We start from the raw sequence: 19644 nt of genomic DNA, 5'->3' as shown, positions 1-19644 counted from the left end.
CGCAAGTCCTATACCAGAGCTAGCGCCTGATATTAGTGCTGTCTGTTGATACAACATCTTAAAAGCCTATTTCGTAGAAGAGTGAAAGCTCACTTATATGTTTGATAGCTTCAGCATAAGTAAAGTCCTTGAATGGATAAATAAAGTTAATGATTTGATTACAGAAATGTAATCAAACCGTAATCGATTCGTTGTGATGCTTTGATCTGAATCAACTACAGTTGAAATGAAATCACTACGATTAAATACATAAACATTTTATTAAGGTGCCTACGACGAACAAGGACAACTAGATATCACAGCCAATGGGTTTGATATCAACTTTATTAGTACTCACGCCATCATCAGAGGCGAGTATATTAAAACTGAAACGGACTCATTTGTTGAGCGAGATCATGAGCAAACTATTGACTCATTTTCACGCAATGGATGGTTTTTACAAGGTACTTTCTTCGTTGGGCATGCTTTTCAATCCCTAGGTAGTACTGAATTGGTCCTTGAATATGCTGAAACCAATAAAATTGAAGAAGCGGAGCGCTGGATGGTAGGTGTCAACTATTGGTTGGACCCTCGTTCAGTTATTAAGGTGGGCTATGAAGATACAGACGTAGTTGAAGGCCCTGATGATACACGGTTTGCTGTGCAATTCAGCTATGGATTCTAGGGGATATCATGAACAAGAAATTAATTATATGTGCACTAATCACATTTATTTCGTTACCGAACTTGGCAGACGATGAAACCACACTTTCTGGCGCAGAGTTAATTAATAACAACTGTGCGCGTTGTCATAACAGTAGGCCTGTGCGTGAGTTTTCTATCAGTGAGTGGAGAGTGATCATGCCACACATGCGCGAAAAAGCGCATTTAACCGGCAGCGAAGTATAAGCCATTCTTGAATTCATGGAAATAGCTTCTAGTCCTGCTCAACCGGTAGAGGTGACTCTGGCTAAATCATTAACAGTCAATCCACGTGACGTACTCACTCGATATGGTTGTCAGGGGTGTCATCAAGTGCAAGGCGCAGGCGGAACACTCGGTCCATCGCTGGATAATGTTATTAGCGAAAAAGGCAGGGCATTCTTTTTGCGCAAAGTTAAGGAGCCTCAATTTAATAACTCGTCGTCCGCAATGCCGCAAATGCCGATTACAGATGATGAGCTTGAAGCTTTAGCTGAGTTTTTATCGTCCATATAGCCTATTGACCTGAGTCTAAGACATTAGATTAAGGTGACAAGACGTAAACTTTAAACCTAAAACGCTCAACTGAGCATAATCAAAGGAAACAATCTTATGAAAAAGCTTACTTCACTATTACTGGCCAGTGCTTTAGTCGTTGCGCCAATAGCGACTTCTTTTGCATATCAACAGACTGACAAATCTGATATGCCGATGATGGATGGTCAGATGATGCAAAAGATGCAGACGCATATGGAAGAAATGCGCGCAGTATTGGATGCCGTTAAGAGTGAATCGGATCCGGAGAAGCGCGAAGCCATGTTGCATGAGCATGCCCAAAAGATGCAAGACATGATGGGCATGATGGAAGGAAGCGACTCGATGGGGATGAAAGCGGGAAAAGGAATGAAACACAAACACACTGATATGTCCACCGAAGACAAAATGAAAATGATGGAACAGCGTATGTCGATGATGGAAGACATGATGAGCCAAATGATGGGGCACACCGCTGAAAAGTCTAAACCAATACATAAACACAAATAGAGCTAATCACCACGTTACGAGGCAGGAGGTGACCTGCTGTCTCGCTTATTTCAATAATCACAGGAATTTTACATGAATAAATTAATTAAGTTTTTTTCAATTGTAGTCTTGTCAGTTGGACTCCTCGGAGGATGCGCAAGCCAGGTTTATCACGACTACATCATGAGTGGGCAAGTTGTTACAGTCGATGATAAGCAAGCAGTGGTATGTGTATCTGATACGGATGGTTTGAAGGAACATCAAGTTTTTAATGTCTATAGAACTGTCTACGACCCTACAGCAATCTCAGAAGGTGAAAACAGCTATTCACGAGAGTTCGTTGGGAAAATTCGTCTTGGAAAAACTAAGGATAAGCACTTCGCGGAAGCTATTGTGCTGGATGGCGAAATTACGCGTTATGACATGGTCGAGTTTGACCGTGGTTTTTGATTAATATTTTAATTAGGAGTATGCCGTTGTGAATAATAGAGTTTATCACCAACCCTACCGTATAGCGATTATTGTGACGCTGGTATTAGTGAGTGTCTTATTCACAACCGCGTGCTCAGCAGTACCACAAAGTACTGAGCCAGACAAAAAAAACAATTCATCAGAAACTAAAGAAACTCAGCCTGAGTTAAACGTTGATGACTTCGCTAAAATCCAAACCGCTTTGCGCTCGTTAGACAATTCATTAGCGACCCAGCCAAAAAGCAATGAGAGTGTAAATCCGAGTGATACCAGTGTTTCACTCAATACATCATCAATGCCACTTTCAGCAACAAACACAATGAAAATGGGAAAGAGTAAGAATAAAGGCATGATGCCAATGCGCGGGAAATCGTGCATGGGAATGATGTGCAAAATGATGATGAAAAACAGCTCAATGATGGGTACACCACCTGAACAAAATAAAACACAGATATCTGGTTCTCCATTAAATGAAAGCTTACCCGGTGTCAGTGGAGCGCTGCATTTATACCACGTTGGAGAGCAAGCTTTTTTCTTAAACCACAAAGAGACACTCGAATTGACCGATGGTCAGTACCAAACGCTTCTCACGATCCGAACTGAATGGGAGTCTACTCAACAAAGCTTTACGCTGCAGCGAAGTGCGTTAGAAGCATCGTTGTGGGAATTGACCGCTCAGGGGCTACCTCAATACGACAATATCAAAGACACCATTGCTGAAATAGAAGCCACAAACAGCGCCTTGCGGTTGCAGTTTATTACATCGGTAGGGAAAGCGGTATCAGTATTAACGCCCTCTCAGATCGCTAAGATAAATAGCCTGTGGATGGCCGAACAAACAGGTGAGTTATGAGCATGTGGTGGCCACACACATCATTTTTTCTGCGTTACGCCGTCATTTTGAACGTTATGCTGTTATTCGCAACGACGAGCAGTTACGCACAGCAACAGCCAGAGGATAGTGAGCATGCGAGCCACCATCCTGAAGCTACCAATGATCCCACTGTCAACGCTAATACGGATGTTTTGCCGACTGCTACACAAGGTAAAGGGCCGCTGGGCAATGCTGACGCCATGATGGGACCCGGAATGGCAAAAGGCATGGATAAAATGATGGAGAAAATGGGTGCACCCAAACCTAAAGATCTCTATCCCACGCTAATGCGCATGCATTCAGCTACACCCGAACAAAGAGAGACTGTTCTGATTAAAGCAACCGCAAGAATGCAACAAGGAAGTGAGCAACTTGCTACAGGTTTTGATTGGCTTGCCCGCGCAGCTGCCACTGATGACTATTCCCAAATGCAAATGGCTGTTGAAACAGTTAAAGAGGGTATAGCCCATTTTGACAGTGGTCTTGCTGCGAAACGTGCCATACAAGACGGGCAAGAACCACGAAGAGTGGCATTAACCTGGTTCAAGTCACAAATGAATTTGCTTCCCAGTGCGCCGGAAAAAGGTACTTCAACCCTATTTGGTATGACACCGTTTCACAGCGCAGTGATGCTCGTTTTACTCATATTTACAATTGTTATGGTGTATGTGTATGGATTTAAGATGCGCAGAGCTGCCGCGCTGCTCGAAGAGCTTAAGTCTACAGACACCGCAAGCACATCTGCGCCAACGACAAAAGTTTCCTCTGTTGTCGAATCTAATCCGGCTGCCCAGCAGCATGCTTCGGCACCAGCGCAAAGTAGCGAGCCAGCATTGTCATCCACTGCCTCATCGCGCAAGGGCACGTTTAGTGGCGATATGGTAGTAACCGCGATTTTTAATGAAACCCATGATGTTAAAACGTTACGTCTAGCCAGCCCAGATGGACAAACCATTCCATTTGATTTCGAACCAGGTCAATTTGTCACGTTCACACTGAACATCGATGGTTTTGAAAAGCCAGTTAAGCGCTCATACACCATTGCATCATCGCCCACTGAACAGTATTACTTTGAAGTTACGATAAAGCGAGAGGAGTTCGGTGTGGTTTCTCGTTATATGCATGACGCGGTTGAGGTAGGAAATACGCTTTCAATTAAAGCCCCCGGCGGTAAATTTTATTTCAATGGTCATGGTTCAAACAGCGTGGTGTTGATTTCTGGGGGAGTGGGGATCACACCGATGATGAGCGCTGTCCGCTACTTGACGACGACGTGCTGGGACGGTGATATTTATTTTCTGTTTTGTACGCGAACGTCCAACGACTTTATTTTTGAACAGGAATTAAAATATCTGCAAGCACGTCATCCTCGGTTAAAAGTACTGGTCAGTATGACTCAAGCAGAGGGTACATCCTGGATGGGGCCCCAAGGCCGCTTTTCATCCGCAATGATAAACGAATTTGTGCCAGATATTGCCTCAAAAACTGCGCATATTTGTGGGCCTCCTGCAATGATGGATGCTACGAAAAAAATGCTAGCCGAATTGGGTATGCCTAACACGCATATTAAAACCGAAGCGTTTGGGGCTGCTAAACCAGAGCCCGCTCCCGTTAAACCTCAATTAGCCACTAACACCAACGCAGGCGACAACAGACAAGTACGGTTTAGTCTTTCAGACGTCGAAGCCCACGCGGGTCCGGATGAGACCGTATTAGACGTCGCTGATGGACTCGATGTAGATATAGAGAATTCATGCAGAGCGGGTTCGTGCGGGAGTTGTAAGGTGAAACTGCTACGTGGTGACGTCGATATGGAGGTTGATGATGGGCTGGAGCCTGAAGATAAGCTCAGTGGGTATATTCTGGCGTGCCAAGCTATCCCTAAATCTGATGTGGAGGTTGAGGCTTAATGAATTCTCAAGAGCGCACAATTGTAAGCAGCTTGGTTGTCCTAATGATCCTGCTATGGCTCGGTTTTTTATGGCATAGAGACCCAGCATTCCCAGGCAGTTTTATTGGATTTGGCGTGGGTTTAAGCGCTTCGGTATTAATGCTTATCCCATTGGTATACATGACCATTAAGCGTAACAAATCACTTAAGAAAGTCGTGACGAAGCACATCGCTATGCCAACGCTCCTGCGTATACATATCTATGCTGGTGTGCTGGGGCCTATTCTAGCGCTGATCCATAGTGCCCATCGTTTTGATAGTGCTACCGGAGTTTCGCTTGTTATCTTTATGATGGTCGTTGTGATCAGTGGGTTTGTGGGTCGATATGTACTCGGTCTTATTTCATCGAATGTGAAAGAGAAAAAGCGCCAAGTAAATGAACTCCACGTTGCGCTTTCTAACGCAAAACAGGCGTTGAAAGACGCAGTCTGTGATGACAGATATTCGACGTTTGCCCAAACATCCGCACGACATATTCCTTACATCACGTTAAATGTGCCTACTTCAGCACAAAGTAAATTGTTCAAACAAGAAAGCCAGGTTCTTTCTATCATTGATACAATTTCCGATGTTGAGTACAGCATTCTCATTCATGACACCGCGAAGGTGTGGTTTGCTCGTTGGTTAAAATTTCACATCGTGATTTCAATGACACTTTATGTAGTCCTGTTTTTTCACATTTTCAGTGAAGTTTACTTTGGACTGCGCTGGTTATGATGAAATGGATAATAATCGTTCTTGGCTTAGTTGCTGCTGGCTTTGGCGTCAGTCATTTCATTCATATGCCTGAAGATAGCGCACAAATTCCATGGGAAAAAATGGTTGAACCCGGTTCACTCAATAAAGCACATGCCTTTCTCGCGGATGACTGTTTGAGTTGTCACACACCGGTGAAGGGCGTTGAGCGTGACAAATGTGTGGCGTGTCATGCAAATGATACGCATATCGTTGCGCGTCAACCCACTGCATTTCATACCGACATCAAAGAATGTGCAAGTTGCCATGTAGAGCACAAAGGTGAATCGGCCAACATTTCGCTCATGAGCCATATAGCGTTAGTCGACATTGGTTTCAATATGCTCCCCAACCCAAATGTCCCGTTTGACGAGGGCGCTGCCACCATGGCGTTTTTGGAGAACATACTAGCGAATAAACAAACTCCTGAGCCCTTGTTTGTGCACCCTGAGGTCAGTGATAAAGAAGCCTTATTAAATTGTACGCAATGTCACAGCAACGATGATCGCCATTTAGGTCTATTTGGAGAGGATTGCGTGCAGTGTCACAGCACAGACAAATGGTCATTGCCAAAGTTTATTCACCCGTCGAGTCAATCACGTGATTGCAATCAATGTCATGAAGCGCCGCCCAGTCACTATATGCAGCATTTTAAAATGATTTCCGCCAAAGTGGCAGGCGAGCCTAAAGCTAAAGTTGAGGAATGCTATGCCTGCCATCAATCTACGTCCTGGAACGATATTAAGCGTGCCGGGTGGTATAAACACCATTAAGGGGTACAAACTGTGATCACAAATTCCATTGCGCTCGCAACCTCGGTGCTGATCGCAATAGTATTGTGTCTGCCTCGCTTACGACAATCTTTCCAATGGCGAGCAACAGTCACACCGTTGGCTTCCATTATTGGTAGTGGCTTTTTGATCATTGCACCACTGCTGCATTCGGTAATGGGGAAATGGGCACTGCTTGGAATAGTGTTGTTGTCCATTCTGGCATATGCGCTGGGGTCGGTTATTCGCTTCAATATACGCCACGCAGAACCTGAGCTAGCTAGCAATCAACAAAGCAGTATTATGACGCTTGAAAAAGCAAGTCAATGGGCGCTTGGTGCGGCATATGCCATTTCCGTGGCGTTTTATATTAGTTTGTTTGCAGCGTTTGTTTTTGATCGTTTATCTATCTCTGATACGACGTACATCAAACTGTTTACCAGTGGGTTGCTTGTCATCATTATGGTGGTCGCTTGGCTTCGAGGTGCTAGGGGGCTAGAGACCATTGAGCTATTCGCCGTGACAATAAAGTTGGCTATTATAGTAGGTGTGCTCGCAGCGCTGGCAACCTACGACATACAAGTACAAAGTGCTTGGTTTCAACATGAAGCGATACAGGCATTGAGCCATTTTGAAACTGTTAGCATGCTCGCAGGGATGCTCATGGTAACGCAAGGGTTCGAGACAACCCGTTTTATGGGGAATAACTATACGCCAGAACAGCGCATTAAAGCGAGTCGTTATGCTCAGTGGATCGCTATTTTTCTCTATGTTGTTTTTATCGGTCTAACGTGTCCTATTTTCCTGAATTTTCCGATCACGGAATTAAACGAAACAACGATTAGCTACACCCTAGGGCAAGCAATATGGGTATTGCCGATTTTATTACTGGTTGCCGCCACGGCAAGTCAGTTAAGTGCAGCATTAGCCGATACTATCGGTGGCGGAGGCCTCTTAAAAGAGCTTTTCCATTTACCTATCTCCCCCCAATTTTACTACGTTTTAGTTATCGCCATCGCAGGTATATTAGTTTGGTCATCTAACGTATTTGAAATTATTAATCTCGCTTCAAAAGGGTTTGCACTTTATTACCTGATCCAAACAATAATCGTGATCAAACTCGTGATGCGTCAAAGCACAGGTCAACGCATTAGGTCAACAAAATTACTTGGTCTATCGGTGATCGTTCTCTGTTTATTCTTTGTGATTGGCTGGTCAATTCCAGCACCTCATAGCTAATAAGGAAAATACCGATGCTATCACTAGAAACTACACCAACAATTGACCAAATTAAAAATGCGGCTAAGCGCTACGCTATCATTGGTGTTGGAAATCTACTGCAGCGAGATGATGGCGTTGGTGTGCACGCGGTTCGTGCTCTGCAACCCCTGCTAAAGTCTTATTCAAATGTATCTTGCATTGACGCTGGGACACTGAGCTATGAACTTTTGGAGTGGGTCGCGAGTTCCGATCATACGATAGTCATCGACGCGGCCTACATGCGCTGTTCGCCTGGTACGGTGAGAGTGTTTGAGGACGAGGCAATTGCGGATCAGTTTAAGCAAGCGACGACCCATTCCGTTCACCAGATCACGGTGCGTGTGTCCTGCTTGCTCGCGAGGACTATGGTTTGCAAGGTCAGCTAAAGTCTGATTGTGGAAGCGTTGTTCCTCTTATTGATCCAATCAAGCATTTGGAAGGTGTTCGTTTTGTGCGTGACCCAACTCGTGGAGGGTTGTCAGTATTACTCCATGACGTTGCTAATGAAACAGGCTTCGATATCGAGTTAATTGAAAATAATATTCCGGTGCGACCTGAAGTGGCAAGCGTGTGTGAAATATTAGGCTTTGATCCGTTTGTTTTAGCGTGTGAGGGACGCATTGTTGCTGTTGTTGCCCCTGACATAAGCGGTAAGGTGCTAGAACACTGGCGGAGCATTCGAAACGGGGAGCAGGCCGAACACATTGGTGTAATAGTAAAAAACACCGAATCAAAAGGGCGCGTGACCATTGTTACGCCAATGGGAGGAAGACGTTTCATGAATGAACTCGAAGATGAGCCGCTTCCAAGGATCTGCTGAAAGAATAGGTGTTGACCTGTGAGCAACACATAGGTTTACCCTAGTAACGTGAGAGTAGAACATAGGATTAAAGGCGTGCTTAACCGCATATCTATGTTGATAAAAGAGGAGCGTTAAAATGCGCGTTAAACAAATTGCAGATGCACTAGAGATTAGCGCGGACAGCGTACGGTATTACACGCGCATTGGTTTTTTGGTGCCAAGTAAATCGCACAATGGTTACAAGTATTACAGGCCCGCTGATGTGACACGACTACGGTTTATTTTAAGCGCGCGTTCATTAGGTTTCTCTATCAATGATATTAAGGAAATTCTGTTCACGTCATCACAAACCAACGCGCCATGCCCGACGGTTCGGCGCCTTATTGAACAAAGGTTGAAAGAAACTGAACAGCGGTATCAGGACATGCATGAGCTAAGACTGCGCATGCGAAAAGCAATCTCAGAATGGGAAAATACACCGGATCAGCATCCAACGGCCGATACGATTTGCCATTTGATTGAAGGTTTCACATCACTTAAATCATAACATTATTTAGAGAGGGAGTGGCTCATGAATTCAAAAACGGACGATGCGAAAATTCATTCGTGTTGTGGCGGTGACAAAAAAGTATCAACCGCTAGTAAGGCGGTCGAGAGTGAAACACATACTGAGCAAGTCTCTGCGTCTTCGGGTGAGCTACAACTCAATATCCAAGGTGCAAGTTGCGCCAGTTGTGTGACTAAAATTGAAGCGGCCTTAAAACAGGTCTCGGGTGTCACCAATGCTGAGATGAATTTTGCTGAACGCTCGGTGTTGGTGATGGGCAGTTCATCCTCCCACGCATTGATTAAGGCGGTAGAGCAAGCTGGGTATAACGCAACATTAGCGAATACGGATTCAGATGAGGCTGCCATTGAAGAAAAGGAACAGGCGGACTGGGCATATTATAAAAAACTAATGCGAGACATGGTCATTGCATTATCTCTGGGTGTGCCACTGATGCTTTATGGCTTGGTGACGGGGGAAATGAGCGTCAACACGACCACTGAGCGGATCGTGTGGTTGATTGTAGGGATCATGACATTGGGTGTTATGGTGTTTTCTGGTCGGCATTTTTATGTAGGTGCTTGGAACTCCTTTAAAAATCACGCCGCGAACATGGATACTTTGATTGCATTGGGGACAGGAACAGCCTGGTTGTACTCTATGGTCGTTGTGTTTTTCCCCGGATATGTGCCTGAAATGGCGCGGCATGTCTATTTTGAAGCAACAGCCATGATAATTGGTCTCATTAATTTAGGCTTAGCGCTTGAGATAAAAGCACGCGGTAAAACGTCCGAGGCAATTAAACGACTGATTGGTTTACAAGCCAAAACAGCTCGCGTCATTCGTGATGGGCATGATATAGATATTCCGATTGAAGATGTTCTGCTAAATGATCTTATCCGGGTTCGCCCTGGGGAGCGCATCTCTGTTGATGGCTTAGTTGTCGAGGGCCAGACAAGTATTGATGAATCAATGCTAACGGGTGAACCCATGCCCATAGAAAAACGAAAAGACGATGAGGTCGTTGCCGGCACGATAAACAAATCAGGCTCTATCGTCTTTCGAGCAGAGCGCGTGGGAAAAGATACCGCGCTTGCTCAAATTATTAACATGGTAAAACGCGCACAAAATTCTAAACCGCCTATTGGTCGATTAGCTGATATGATTTCCGCCTATTTTGTACCGGTCGTCATGATCATTGCCGTGATCAGTGCGCTGGCCTGGCTGAATTATGGCCCATCTCCTGAAGTAGCTTTTGCAATCGTTTCTGCGACCACAGTACTGATTATTGCCTGCCCTTGCGCCTTGGGTTTGGCCACACCGATGTCGGTGATGGTCGGTGTGGGAAAGGCGGCTGAAGCGGGGGTTCTTATCCGAAACGGCGAAGCGCTGCAATCTGCATCAAAAATAACCACTATGGTTCTAGATAAAACAGGCACTATTACTGAGGGGGCCCCTAAAGTAACAGATGTCGTTATAGTTTCAGATCATAGTCACAACGATGTGCTTTCTTTGGCGGCTAGCCTTGAGTCTGGTTCTGAGCATCCACTTGCCATGGCGATCGTTGAATCTGCAAAGGAGCAAGGTGTGCCGATCCATTCCGTTACTGATTTTCAGTCCATTGCGGGGAAGGGGGTTGAAGCCATGCTAAATTCTCAACGCCTGCTATTTGGAAATGAAAAATTGATGATAGACCAAGGGATCGAGCTTCATCATTACATCGACAATGCGCAGAGGTTAGCAGCGGATGCAAAGACCCCTATGTATTTTGCTATTGATTCTACATTAGTTGCCGTAATTGCCGTCGCTGACCCAATAAAATCTGACTCAATAGATGCGATAAAGCGGCTACAGCATAACGGGATACGAGTTGTGATGTTAACCGGGGATAATCGACTGACCGCAAAAGCCGTCGCCCGAAAAGCGGGGATTGCAGATTACGTTGCCGAAGTGATGCCGGAAGATAAGGCAAACAAAATACTTGAGCTTCAACGTGAAGGCGAAATTGTGGGTATGACCGGTGATGGCATAAATGACGCACCGGCCCTTGCTCATGCCAACGTCGGCTTTGCGATTGGGACTGGGACTGATGTAGCGATCGAAAGTGCGGATATAACGTTGATGCGCGGCTCCCTACATGGGTTAGCGGATGCAATTGCCGTGAGCAAAGCAACACTGCGTAACATCAAGCAAAACCTCTTTGGCGCATTTATTTATAATGTCGCCGGAATACCATTTGCGGCAGGCGTCTTTTATCCATTCTTAGGGATACTGCTTAACCCAGTCATTGCTGGTGCAGCGATGGCATTCTCATCACTAACGGTGGTGACCAATGCTAACCGATTACGTCTATTTAAAGCGAAAGAGCACTAGGAGTACACAATGATGATATGGATTAATTTAGCAGGGCTTATCCTGATTGGGCTTATTGTTTGGTGGTTTTGGCTTTACAAAGCACAATCAACCCAGATAAAAGACGGCAGTATCAAAGTCCTTGTAAAAGACGGCGTGTATCAGCCTGCCAATATCACGGTGCCGGCGCATCAGTCCGTTCAGCTTATGTTCGTCAGAGAAGATGCAACGCCCTGTGCAGAAACGTTATTGATCCCGGAGTTGGATATCAATGAAACATTAGCGCTTAACAAGCGAGTGACGGTCACTATTCCTGCTTCCAGTGCCGGCGTTTACCCATTTCATTGTCAGATGCAAATGTATCGTGGCACGTTGGTGATCAAGTGATTAAACGCTTTTTATTAACGTAAAAGATACCAAAGCGAGGTGTATTATGAGTAAACAAAAAGTCCCCTTTTGGCGCACCCCCAGTGGTTGGTCTGCCATAGGCCTTATTACCGCCGCGAGCTACTTCTTGCTGGTTGAGCATGGTGAGCATGTGTTTCCGTATTTACCTTACTTGATCTTGTTGTTGTGCCTTGTCATGCACATTTTTATGCACGGCAGTCATGGCAAAGGACATGAAACACATGAGCACACCGAAAAAACATTTAAAGAACAAACCGAGGACAATGAGCAATATCGAAAAGGCTATATCGAAGGGTTAGAGCAGGCCCGTAAAGGAAAACATAAAACGGAGAATAATAATGCACGGTGATTCTGATTATGGGCTCTGGGCACTAGTCATTATAAACTCAGCCATTTTTATCTTTTTTGCGTTTAGTTTTATCAAGCCGAAGTCGAAAACAGATTGGCGAAGCCTAGGTGTATTTTCCGCTTTTATCGTGGCCTTATTTACCGAAATGTATGGTTTCCCCCTGACAATATACTTTTTGTCAGGGTGGTTAGCGGAAAGTTATCCAGGGGTAGACTTTTTAGCGCATGAAAATGGTCACTTGTGGCATACTTTGCTAGGGCTATCCGGCGATGCTCACTGGGATATTTTACACATCTTAAGTAATGTCATCATCATTTTAGGTTTCTTTTTACTATCCGCTTCTTGGAGTGTCCTACACCACGCGCAAAAATCGCATAGTTTAGCCACTACTGGATGGTACGCTCGCTGCCGGCATCCTCAATATGTTGCATTTATACTGATCATGTTTGGCTTTTTGTTGCAATGGCCAACACTGCCAACCTTACTTATGTTTCCAATTCTTATTGTCGTTTATGCTCGACTCGCCACGCGAGAAGAGCAGCAAGCTGAATCCGAGTTTGGTGATAGCTACAGACACTATAAACAAACGACGCCAGGTTGGTTTCCCCGTATGGGTATTTCAAACGTTTCAAGCACTAATTAAGGATTACAAAATGAACAAAGTACTACTGTCATTACTGTTTGTTGGAGGGGTGTTACCCGCGACATTTGCTGCTGCTCAAACGTCGATGAGTGCGGATGATATGCTTCGAAGTAATGAGCTTGTCATGGATGCACTAATGCAACGCATACAACGGATCAACGACGTCTCTGATAGGCAAACTCTCATCGTTGAGCATATGAAAATGATGGAAATTTATTTAACGAATATTGAGAAGAGACTCCAAAGTGAAACAGACCTGCAACACAAAGCACATCTGGAAGAAACGTACACAAATGGCCTTCAACGAAGTCTCGTTCTTATCGACAGCGGTTTAGCAGGGGGCGACTTTGTAGTCATGGGAAATTCGGTAGACGAACATTTGTTTTATCTTGAACAAAGAATGTCAATTTTACAATCGTTAATGAAGCAGCAGCTCGGTGCCAATAGTGTTTTAAATAATTAAAGAAATGACGAACATAAACAAGTTAACAATCGATTTATAGGAGGAAAAGATGAGCGATCTAGATCACAGAGTCGGTGTATCAGAGGCGAATTTAGTCGTACGGCATTTAAAGTTGGTTGGTATTACCGAAGATAACATAGAAGCAATTATTGCTGGCATTGATGGGACCTTTGGAATCGATGCAGTTTCATTTGAGGACGCCAAAAGTACCCTGCATATAGGCTACGATGCAACCCACTGCAATTTAGATGGCATTGAGACAATCATTCGTGACAACGGGGCAGACATTTCGGACGACTTTTGGACAAAAATGAAAGAAGGCTATTACCAATTCGTTGACGAAAACATTCGTGAAAATGCAAAACACAAACCCTGGAGTTGCCACCGTGTTCCTCCTGGGCAAACCCATAAAAAGTAATTGTTTCAATAGCAACGATCAGACTTACGTTACGCCTGATCGTACAGCCATAACAAACAAAAACAGGACAACACAGTAAAAACGAAGCGGACAGAATTAAGTTACTTAACTTGGGAATAATTGAAAGAAACCCAGCTGAGCATGAAATCCATCAAGCGGTACAAGAATTCACAGGTTCCGTTATGCCTAACGCAAAATATTCACTGGAAAAAGCATTAAAAGCGTTTTCTTCAAGCAAAGACGAATAGAAGCGTGGCAAGTTTTAGCCGCTGGAAGGGGCAATTTTTCTATTACCGGCACATGGGTAAATAAAGTGTTAGTGAGTACTTCAATAGGGGCTTTGGTAGCTGTTTTAATAATAGGATTGGCGAAGTTAAATAAATTCGATAAAGACCGAAGTTTTTATCCAACGCTCACTGTTGTGATCGCGAGTTACTATCCATTGTTTGGAGTGTTAGAAAGTCGATTTATATGGCATGAGTTGTGTGATTCATAGACATCATTTCACTTTTCTCAGTTGCAGGTCGCGTTGATAATTTGATATGAATTAGTGTGATTACCAAGGGATTATGTCGGTCTAATTACCGAGCGACTTTGTCGCATTTAAGGTAACAGTTAGTATTATCCACTTCAATAAATATGCAAATATTTCCTTTGAAGCATGAGTTAATTAGACGTTTTGTATATTATTGAATTAACCAGAATATTAAAGGTAGCCAATGTATACAATCAGTAAACTCGCCAAAGAGGCAAATGTTGGTGTAGAGACCGTTCGTTTCTATGAACGCAAAGGCTTACTTGAACAACCCATCAAACCGATACAGGGATACAGGCAATATACAGAACAAGCACTTTCAAGACTATTGTTCATAAAGCGTGCACAGTATTTAGGTTTTACATTGGCGGAAATATCATCATTATTAATATTAAGTGCTAGTAATTGTGAAGATGTTCAGCAACTCGCTGAGCAAAAGCTTGCAGTAATTGAAGATAAGTTAAGAGATTTGCTTAACCTTAAAGACAGCCTTGTCTCGCTCATTTCAGACTGTAAAACTAATCCAAGTGATAAAGATTGCCCAATCATTCAGTCACTTCAACCGTAAAATGACTCATCACTTGACTCCGTACCCATATACGGAGTTTATGCTGTGCTTAAAAGAACAGTGTAATAAACGTAAATATGGCAAAAAGTAGTCAACTATCAATCTTAGGCGGGCTTGCCGCAGCAATCGGTGCAAGTGCCTGCTGTGCCGGGCCTCTTGTTTTACTTTTATTGGGTATAAGTGGTTCATGGATTAGTCATTTAACACTCTTAGACCCTTATCGTCCTATTTTTATATTCGTGGTTGTAGTTTTATTTGGCTTTGCTGGGTGGAAGATACATCAGCCTGTTGAAAACTGTGCGGATGACGAGGCTTGTGCAGTCCCAAAGGTAAGAACACGACGAAAAGCAGTATTTTGGTTTACCACACTGTTGGCGTTTGTTTTTGTTACCAGCAACTACTGGATCATATGGGTCGTGTAGGTGCTACCACTTAACTCTAATTGGAGAGAAAAATGAAGAAGTTATTGATTACAACTTTATTGTTGATAAGCAGCACGGCGACGTTTGCAAAAGATGTAACTGTTACGTTAGAAGTTCCGTCTATGGATTGTGTAACGTGCCCGATAACAGTAGAAAAAGCACTTGAGCGCGTTAAAGGCGTTAAACAAGTGGAAGTGACATTTGAAAATAAACTTGCTGTTGTAACATTTGACGATGAGATAACAAATCCTGATGCACTAACAAAGGCTACAAAGAATGCTGGTTATCCTTCATTAGTGAAGTCGTAAGGCCGTCGCTAGTTGAACGATATTGAAACCCTCAGAGGAACACAAAACTATGGCGAAAATAGAACTCTCATCGACGATTACTTGCCCACATTGCGATTACAGCCAGCAAGAAGAAATGCCAACCACTGCATGCCAATTTTTTTATGAATGCACTAAATGTAAAACACTGCTAAAGCCTTTGAGCGGCGACTGCTGCGTTTATTGCTCATATGGAACAGTGAAGTGCCCTCCAATTCAAGAGGGCAACAGTTGTTGTAATTGAAAAGTAGTCAGTTAAACAACTGGCTATTTATTATGCTGATTCATGCAAAGCTAGTGATCTCTCAATTCTCAGTGCGGTTGTATTCATATCATTTCTCAACCACATACTGCGCACGCCATTTGGGCTAACATCAATGCCTAATGCTTCTGTTAGCTTATGTGCCACCTTCTGCTGACCAAGGTGAGGATGTTCAAGAGAGAACTCGATTACCGCTTTCTCGATTTCCATATCTACACAGTTTTTATGCCGTATGTTAGGCGTTTCTTGCCGTTTTAGCGCATCAGGGCCACCTCGCTTAACCATTCTTAAGTGCCGATGAATAGTGTCTCGTGAGACGCCACTTTGGCGTGATGCAGCACTGACGCTTCCGAGCTTTTCGATTAACGCTAATACTTCAAGTTTCTTCTGTACTGCCAAGTCTTCTGATGCCAGTTTGCTTGGCTCATTAACTTCCGAGATCTTCAGTTTGCGACCAGCGAAGTGAGCGGTAAACCCTTTTTTACTCGTGTTCCTTATCTCGATTTTCTGATTGGCAATGGAGTGCTTGAGCGGTGAATCAATGAGGTAGAATTTGTTGCCATAACTGAAGGTATGGTCGTTACGTATTTTACGATGGTCTTTAATGACGCAGATATCATCAAGGTTGATGTGTTTTGACAGAGGCGTAAATTCAGGTGCTTGCTTTGATTTCACTTGGACTTTCGACTGCCAGAACTGCGGAATGAAGACATGCTTAAGGTAAGCATTGGCAGCGGCGATATCGTTGATATTGTTCAACCTAAGTTCGGGCACCAACCTGTCTTGGAAGGTTTCGAACGCTCGTTCAACGCGCCCTTTACCTTGTGGGGAATTGGCAAAGATAATTTCAATGCCCAGCTCCTCACAAGCGCGTTGCATTTGTGAGAAGTTACAACGCTTAGGCCCACCATAGATTCCGGCTCTGTCCACATAAAGTGTTTTAAACACACCTTTCTTTTCAAGGCAGTCACGCATGACTTTCAAACATCCAACGGTGGTCTCTGATGGGAAGAATTCAGCATAAACTTCACTGGTGGCATCATCTATCATCGCAATGAGACAATGCTTTTTGTTACCAAACCAACGGTGCGGACTACCATCCATTTGCATCATTAAGCCCGGTGCGGCCATACGTTCTCTGCGTTTACGAACATGGCTACGACGACGCTTAGCTCGCTTTACATGATGAATATCGTGCGCCCAACCACGTAAGGTCTCACGCTTAACAACAATGTGTTCATTCTCAGCCAACTGCTCGGCTAAGTGCAGTAAATTCAAATCAAAATACTTATCCTTAATTAACGCTTGAACGGCTTTTTTTATCGAAATAGGCGTTTTATTCGGGGGTGATTTACCGCAATTACCATGCACCACAAACTGAATACCGACTTCTTGATAGCGTTTTATATAGCGTTCAATTGAACGTCGGGATTTATTGAGTAACTTGGTAGCATTGGCAATCGATATTTTACCTTCAACCACTTTAGCTATTATATCAACGGTGAGTTGAGCTTTAGAATCCATCACAATCATCCTCAACATGCCTTCTAGTATTCAAAAAACAAAACACTAACAGGCACATAAAAAAATGACCGACAGAATCGCTTGGTAATTAAGATACGACAAAGTCGCTTGGTGTTAACAAATTTGATATGAATTAGTCTCGACTTAATCTGACACTTCTTCTTGAAAAGATGAGAGTTACCCGTTTTGATAAAGGTGTCGAATCTTCAATCAAAACAAAATAGGTAACTCTCATGTTGCATACTAACAATCCAATCATTAAACACAAAGCAGGTTTGCTTAATCTCGCCGAAGAACTCGGAAATGTATCAAGAGCGTGTAAAGTTATGGGCGTTTCGCGAGATACTTTTTACCGTTACCAAGAACTTGTTGAAGACGGAGGAATTGACTCGTTAATCGATAAAAGTCGCAGAGCACCAAATCTTAAGAACCGCGTCGATGAAGTAACAGAACAAGCTGTCATTGATTACGCTATTGAGTTTCCAGCGCACGGCCAGCACAGAACCAGCAACGAACTTAGAAAGAGAAGTATATTTGTGTCTGGCAGTGGTGTTAGATCCATTTGGCTTCGTCATGACTTGGAGAACTTCAAGAAGCGGCTGAAAGCGTTAGAAGATAAAGTCGCCAATGATGGCATCATACTTACAGATTCGCAGGTTGCTGCGTTAGAGAAAAAGAAGAATGATGACGAGGCTTGCGGTGAGATAGAAACCCTTCACCCAGGCTATTTAGGCTCACAAGACACGTTTTATGTGGGGAACTTGAAAGGTGTTGGTCGTATCTATCAGCAAACCTTCATCGATACCTACAGCAAGGTGGCCTTCGCCAAACTGTATACCACCAAAACGCCGATAACAGCTGCTGACGCTCTCAATGACAAGGTACTGCCTTACTTCGAGCAGCATGACTTACCGATGCTCAGAATACTTACAGATCGCGGTACAGAATATTGTGGGAAGGTAGAGCACCATGATTACCAGCTTTACCTTGCGATAAATGATATCGACCACACGAAAACTAAAGCAATGTCACCGCAAACAAACGGTATCTGCGAGCGCTTCCACAAAACGATATTGAATGAGTTCTATCAAGTTACGTTCCGTAAGAAACTGTACGCGTCGCTAGAAGAGCTTCAAAAAGATCTGGACGTGTGGATGGATTACTACAACAATGAAAGGACTCATCAGGGTAAAATGTGCTGTGGCAGAACACCACTAGAAACATTAATCGATGGGAAACAGACTTGGGCTGAGAAGAATCTAGCTCAAATCTAATCTGACAGCGGCACCTTGAAAATCGGGTAACTGTCAGATCAAGTCTGAGCTAATACATTTGATAGCTGAATGCGCTCGTCCTCAGTTATATAATCCTCGTGAACCTCTTCTCAAAGTGGGGCTTGTTCAAGTCTTTCACAGACAATATCCATTGGCGTTTTTCCCTTTAACGAACCATGTGCCCGTTGCCAGTTGTAGTAATGCTGCCATTCGGGCAATGTTTCGTTTTTTAGTTCGTCTAGATTCAAGTTTACTGTCGAATAAAACTCTTCTTTGTCGGTTCTTTGCGACCTTTCAACCTTACCATTCAGGTGAGGAGAACCAGGCTTGTTAGGACGAAATTTGATGCCATAATCCATCAGCTTTCGCTGAACTTTCTCTGCGAAGAATTCTGTACCACGGTCGGTTTGTATTCGCTGTATTGGAAATGGCATTTCCTCGATTACCTTATCGATAAAAATAAGGGTGTTTGCTGCCGACCTCCGGTTAAACACATCCAGTACGCGATATCTAGAGCAGTCATCAATAGCAGTATATTGGTAAATTCCAGGAGCGATTTTGCATGTATCCATCTGCACTCGATCACCTGGAATGGGTCTTTGGTAACGGATGAAGTCTTTTTTCTTCCGTTGAAATACTATTGGTTTAACGTCATGTCTGGTCAGCACCTTATGTATGGAAGCAAGCGATAATTGAACACTATGCTCGCGAAGAAGTTCATTTTGGATTCTCCGCGCACCAAGCTTCCTGTCTTTTTTCAGGCTTAGAATCCATTCCTCTATCTGATGGTTTATTTTAGCATTTGGCGAGGTATGAGGGCGTTTAGAAACGTCCTGAAGACCGTCTAGACCATTTTCTTTATATCGTTTTAACCATTTACGAAGAGTGGGTCTGGACATACCACACCTGCGGCAAACCAGACCTGCATTTTTAGTTTCTTCGTAAAGCTCAATCCACTTGAGTCGCTGTCTAATTTCTTTGTTCAT

At 43.8% G+C, this 19644-nt stretch carries 26 protein-coding genes and 1 pseudogene; 25 read left to right on the top strand and 2 right to left on the bottom strand.

Features of this window, described 5'->3' with window-relative positions; all coding sequences use genetic code 11:
• Positions 1 to 490 precede the first annotated feature (490 nt).
• From V7R55_RS14315 to V7R55_RS14200, 24 genes are all read left to right on the top strand, one after another.
• Positions 491 to 664: a hypothetical protein gene (locus V7R55_RS14315; RefSeq protein ID WP_012516845.1), complete on the top strand. Its 174-nt coding sequence runs from the start codon at positions 491 to 493 to the stop codon at positions 662 to 664.
• An 8-nt stretch (positions 665 to 672) separates the two neighbouring features.
• On the top strand, positions 673 to 888 hold the full coding sequence (locus V7R55_RS14310; RefSeq protein WP_012516846.1) for a hypothetical protein: 216 nt from the start codon (positions 673 to 675) through the stop codon (positions 886 to 888).
• A gap of 15 nt (positions 889 to 903) precedes the next feature.
• Positions 904 to 1197, top strand: a complete 294-nt coding sequence (locus tag V7R55_RS14305; RefSeq protein ID WP_226434253.1) for a c-type cytochrome — start codon at positions 904 to 906, stop codon at positions 1195 to 1197.
• A 96-nt stretch (positions 1198 to 1293) separates the two neighbouring features.
• Complete coding sequence (locus tag V7R55_RS14300; RefSeq protein ID WP_012516848.1) at positions 1294 to 1725, top strand: hypothetical protein; 432 nt, start codon at positions 1294 to 1296, stop codon at positions 1723 to 1725.
• Positions 1726 to 1797: 72 nt separating this feature from the next.
• Positions 1798 to 2154 carry a hypothetical protein gene (locus V7R55_RS14295; protein ID WP_012516849.1) on the top strand — a complete coding sequence of 119 codons (357 nt, stop codon included), beginning with the start codon at positions 1798 to 1800 and terminating at the stop codon, positions 2152 to 2154.
• A gap of 28 nt (positions 2155 to 2182) precedes the next feature.
• Entirely contained in the window at positions 2183 to 3028 is an 846-nt protein-coding gene (locus tag V7R55_RS14290) for a hypothetical protein (protein WP_044556710.1), read from the top strand.
• Entirely contained in the window at positions 3025 to 4959 is a 1935-nt protein-coding gene (locus tag V7R55_RS14285) for a 2Fe-2S iron-sulfur cluster-binding protein (protein ID WP_202285640.1), read from the top strand. Before V7R55_RS14290 ends, V7R55_RS14285 begins: the two co-directional genes overlap by 4 nt.
• Positions 4959 to 5717 (top strand): hypothetical protein, encoded by a 759-nt coding sequence (locus V7R55_RS14280; protein ID WP_014996999.1) that lies wholly within the window; start codon positions 4959 to 4961, stop codon positions 5715 to 5717. Before V7R55_RS14285 ends, V7R55_RS14280 begins: the two co-directional genes overlap by 1 nt.
• Positions 5714 to 6508, top strand: coding sequence for a cytochrome c3 family protein (locus V7R55_RS14275; protein WP_014997000.1), 795 nt, complete (start codon positions 5714 to 5716; stop codon positions 6506 to 6508). Before V7R55_RS14280 ends, V7R55_RS14275 begins: the two co-directional genes overlap by 4 nt.
• A 12-nt stretch (positions 6509 to 6520) precedes the next feature.
• Entirely contained in the window at positions 6521 to 7744 is a 1224-nt protein-coding gene (locus V7R55_RS14270; RefSeq protein ID WP_043959777.1) for a hypothetical protein, read from the top strand.
• Positions 7745 to 7758: 14 nt separating this feature from the next.
• Positions 7759 to 8151, top strand: coding sequence for a hydrogenase maturation protease (locus V7R55_RS14265; protein ID WP_014997002.1), 393 nt, complete (start codon positions 7759 to 7761; stop codon positions 8149 to 8151).
• Positions 8136 to 8585: an AIR synthase-related protein gene (locus tag V7R55_RS14260; RefSeq protein ID WP_014997003.1), complete on the top strand. Its 450-nt coding sequence runs from the start codon at positions 8136 to 8138 to the stop codon at positions 8583 to 8585. Before V7R55_RS14265 ends, V7R55_RS14260 begins: the two co-directional genes overlap by 16 nt.
• 118 nt (positions 8586 to 8703) lie before the next feature.
• Positions 8704 to 9114 carry a MerR family transcriptional regulator gene (locus V7R55_RS14255; protein ID WP_012516866.1) on the top strand — a complete coding sequence of 137 codons (411 nt, stop codon included), beginning with the start codon at positions 8704 to 8706 and terminating at the stop codon, positions 9112 to 9114.
• Between the two features lie 24 nt (positions 9115 to 9138).
• Positions 9139 to 11487, top strand: a complete 2349-nt coding sequence (locus V7R55_RS14250) for a heavy metal translocating P-type ATPase (RefSeq protein ID WP_278413371.1) — start codon at positions 9139 to 9141, stop codon at positions 11485 to 11487.
• A gap of 9 nt (positions 11488 to 11496) precedes the next feature.
• A complete protein-coding gene (locus tag V7R55_RS14245) occupies positions 11497 to 11853 on the top strand; it encodes a cupredoxin domain-containing protein (protein ID WP_012516868.1) in 357 nt (118 codons plus the stop codon).
• A gap of 46 nt (positions 11854 to 11899) precedes the next feature.
• Positions 11900 to 12223 carry a DUF2933 domain-containing protein gene (locus V7R55_RS14240; RefSeq protein ID WP_014997005.1) on the top strand — a complete coding sequence of 108 codons (324 nt, stop codon included), beginning with the start codon at positions 11900 to 11902 and terminating at the stop codon, positions 12221 to 12223.
• Entirely contained in the window at positions 12213 to 12866 is a 654-nt protein-coding gene (locus V7R55_RS14235; RefSeq protein ID WP_014997006.1) for a methyltransferase family protein, read from the top strand. Before V7R55_RS14240 ends, V7R55_RS14235 begins: the two co-directional genes overlap by 11 nt.
• Before the next feature lie 10 nt (positions 12867 to 12876).
• On the top strand, positions 12877 to 13329 hold the full coding sequence (locus V7R55_RS14230; RefSeq protein ID WP_014997007.1) for a hypothetical protein: 453 nt from the start codon (positions 12877 to 12879) through the stop codon (positions 13327 to 13329).
• A 49-nt stretch (positions 13330 to 13378) separates the two neighbouring features.
• A complete protein-coding gene (locus V7R55_RS14225) occupies positions 13379 to 13747 on the top strand; it encodes a hypothetical protein (protein ID WP_012516876.1) in 369 nt (122 codons plus the stop codon).
• 110 nt (positions 13748 to 13857) lie between these two features.
• Positions 13858 to 13995: a hypothetical protein gene (locus V7R55_RS14220; protein ID WP_239302190.1), complete on the top strand. Its 138-nt coding sequence runs from the start codon at positions 13858 to 13860 to the stop codon at positions 13993 to 13995.
• A gap of 471 nt (positions 13996 to 14466) precedes the next feature.
• The gene (locus V7R55_RS14215; protein ID WP_014951206.1) at positions 14467 to 14850 is read left to right on the top strand and encodes a MerR family transcriptional regulator; all 384 of its coding nucleotides are present in this window, start codon (positions 14467 to 14469) and stop codon (positions 14848 to 14850) included.
• 77 nt (positions 14851 to 14927) lie between these two features.
• The gene (locus tag V7R55_RS14210) at positions 14928 to 15272 is read left to right on the top strand and encodes a mercuric transporter MerT family protein (protein ID WP_014951207.1); all 345 of its coding nucleotides are present in this window, start codon (positions 14928 to 14930) and stop codon (positions 15270 to 15272) included.
• Between the two features lie 32 nt (positions 15273 to 15304).
• Positions 15305 to 15580, top strand: coding sequence for a mercury resistance system periplasmic binding protein MerP (gene merP, locus V7R55_RS14205; protein ID WP_014951208.1), 276 nt, complete (start codon positions 15305 to 15307; stop codon positions 15578 to 15580).
• Between the two features lie 49 nt (positions 15581 to 15629).
• Positions 15630 to 15842 (top strand): GDCCVxC domain-containing (seleno)protein, encoded by a 213-nt coding sequence (locus tag V7R55_RS14200; RefSeq protein WP_080589192.1) that lies wholly within the window; start codon positions 15630 to 15632, stop codon positions 15840 to 15842.
• A gap of 30 nt (positions 15843 to 15872) precedes the next feature.
• On the opposite strand, the gene V7R55_RS14195 is transcribed toward V7R55_RS14200, so the two are convergent.
• A complete protein-coding gene (locus tag V7R55_RS14195; RefSeq protein ID WP_024016316.1) occupies positions 15873 to 17393 on the bottom strand; it encodes an ISNCY family transposase in 1521 nt (506 codons plus the stop codon).
• Between the two features lie 224 nt (positions 17394 to 17617).
• Here V7R55_RS14195 and V7R55_RS14190 point away from each other — a divergent pair, with 224 nt between their 5' ends.
• Positions 17618 to 18658, top strand: a complete 1041-nt coding sequence (locus tag V7R55_RS14190; protein ID WP_334059975.1) for an IS481 family transposase — start codon at positions 17618 to 17620, stop codon at positions 18656 to 18658.
• A 113-nt stretch (positions 18659 to 18771) separates the two neighbouring features.
• Here V7R55_RS14190 and V7R55_RS14185 read toward each other — a convergent pair.
• Positions 18772 to 19644: pseudogene (locus V7R55_RS14185) on the bottom strand (IS481 family transposase); the annotation flags it as partial.

The sequence above is a fragment of the Alteromonas sp. S005 genome (assembly GCF_036864475.1).
In the GTDB taxonomy this organism is placed as follows: domain Bacteria; phylum Pseudomonadota; class Gammaproteobacteria; order Enterobacterales; family Alteromonadaceae; genus Alteromonas.
This window is presented reverse-complemented; position numbering and strand designations above follow the sequence as displayed.

Excerpts from the sequence above, each read along its gene's own strand:
- V7R55_RS14310 (WP_012516846.1), top strand. The coding sequence starts at position 673 with ATGAACAAGAAATTAATTATATGTGCACTAATCACATTTATTTCGTTA.
- V7R55_RS14305 (WP_226434253.1), top strand. The coding sequence starts at position 904 with ATGGAAATAGCTTCTAGTCCTGCTCAACCGGTAGAGGTGACTCTGGCT.
- V7R55_RS14300 (WP_012516848.1), top strand. The coding sequence starts at position 1,294 with ATGAAAAAGCTTACTTCACTATTACTGGCCAGTGCTTTAGTCGTTGCG.
- V7R55_RS14295 (WP_012516849.1), top strand. The coding sequence starts at position 1,798 with ATGAATAAATTAATTAAGTTTTTTTCAATTGTAGTCTTGTCAGTTGGA.
- V7R55_RS14285 (WP_202285640.1), top strand. The coding sequence starts at position 3,025 with ATGAGCATGTGGTGGCCACACACATCATTTTTTCTGCGTTACGCCGTC.
- V7R55_RS14280 (WP_014996999.1), top strand. The coding sequence starts at position 4,959 with ATGAATTCTCAAGAGCGCACAATTGTAAGCAGCTTGGTTGTCCTAATG.
- V7R55_RS14275 (WP_014997000.1), top strand. The coding sequence starts at position 5,714 with ATGATGAAATGGATAATAATCGTTCTTGGCTTAGTTGCTGCTGGCTTT.
- V7R55_RS14265 (WP_014997002.1), top strand. The coding sequence starts at position 7,759 with ATGCTATCACTAGAAACTACACCAACAATTGACCAAATTAAAAATGCG.
- V7R55_RS14255 (WP_012516866.1), top strand. The coding sequence starts at position 8,704 with ATGCGCGTTAAACAAATTGCAGATGCACTAGAGATTAGCGCGGACAGC.
- V7R55_RS14250 (WP_278413371.1), top strand. The coding sequence starts at position 9,139 with ATGAATTCAAAAACGGACGATGCGAAAATTCATTCGTGTTGTGGCGGT.
- V7R55_RS14245 (WP_012516868.1), top strand. The coding sequence starts at position 11,497 with ATGATGATATGGATTAATTTAGCAGGGCTTATCCTGATTGGGCTTATT.
- V7R55_RS14240 (WP_014997005.1), top strand. The coding sequence starts at position 11,900 with ATGAGTAAACAAAAAGTCCCCTTTTGGCGCACCCCCAGTGGTTGGTCT.
- V7R55_RS14235 (WP_014997006.1), top strand. The coding sequence starts at position 12,213 with ATGCACGGTGATTCTGATTATGGGCTCTGGGCACTAGTCATTATAAAC.
- V7R55_RS14230 (WP_014997007.1), top strand. The coding sequence starts at position 12,877 with ATGAACAAAGTACTACTGTCATTACTGTTTGTTGGAGGGGTGTTACCC.
- V7R55_RS14225 (WP_012516876.1), top strand. The coding sequence starts at position 13,379 with ATGAGCGATCTAGATCACAGAGTCGGTGTATCAGAGGCGAATTTAGTC.
- V7R55_RS14215 (WP_014951206.1), top strand. The coding sequence starts at position 14,467 with ATGTATACAATCAGTAAACTCGCCAAAGAGGCAAATGTTGGTGTAGAG.
- V7R55_RS14210 (WP_014951207.1), top strand. The coding sequence starts at position 14,928 with ATGGCAAAAAGTAGTCAACTATCAATCTTAGGCGGGCTTGCCGCAGCA.
- merP (WP_014951208.1), top strand. The coding sequence starts at position 15,305 with ATGAAGAAGTTATTGATTACAACTTTATTGTTGATAAGCAGCACGGCG.
- V7R55_RS14200 (WP_080589192.1), top strand. The coding sequence starts at position 15,630 with ATGGCGAAAATAGAACTCTCATCGACGATTACTTGCCCACATTGCGAT.
- V7R55_RS14195 (WP_024016316.1), bottom strand. The coding sequence starts at position 17,393 with ATGATTGTGATGGATTCTAAAGCTCAACTCACCGTTGATATAATAGCT.
- V7R55_RS14190 (WP_334059975.1), top strand. The coding sequence starts at position 17,618 with ATGTTGCATACTAACAATCCAATCATTAAACACAAAGCAGGTTTGCTT.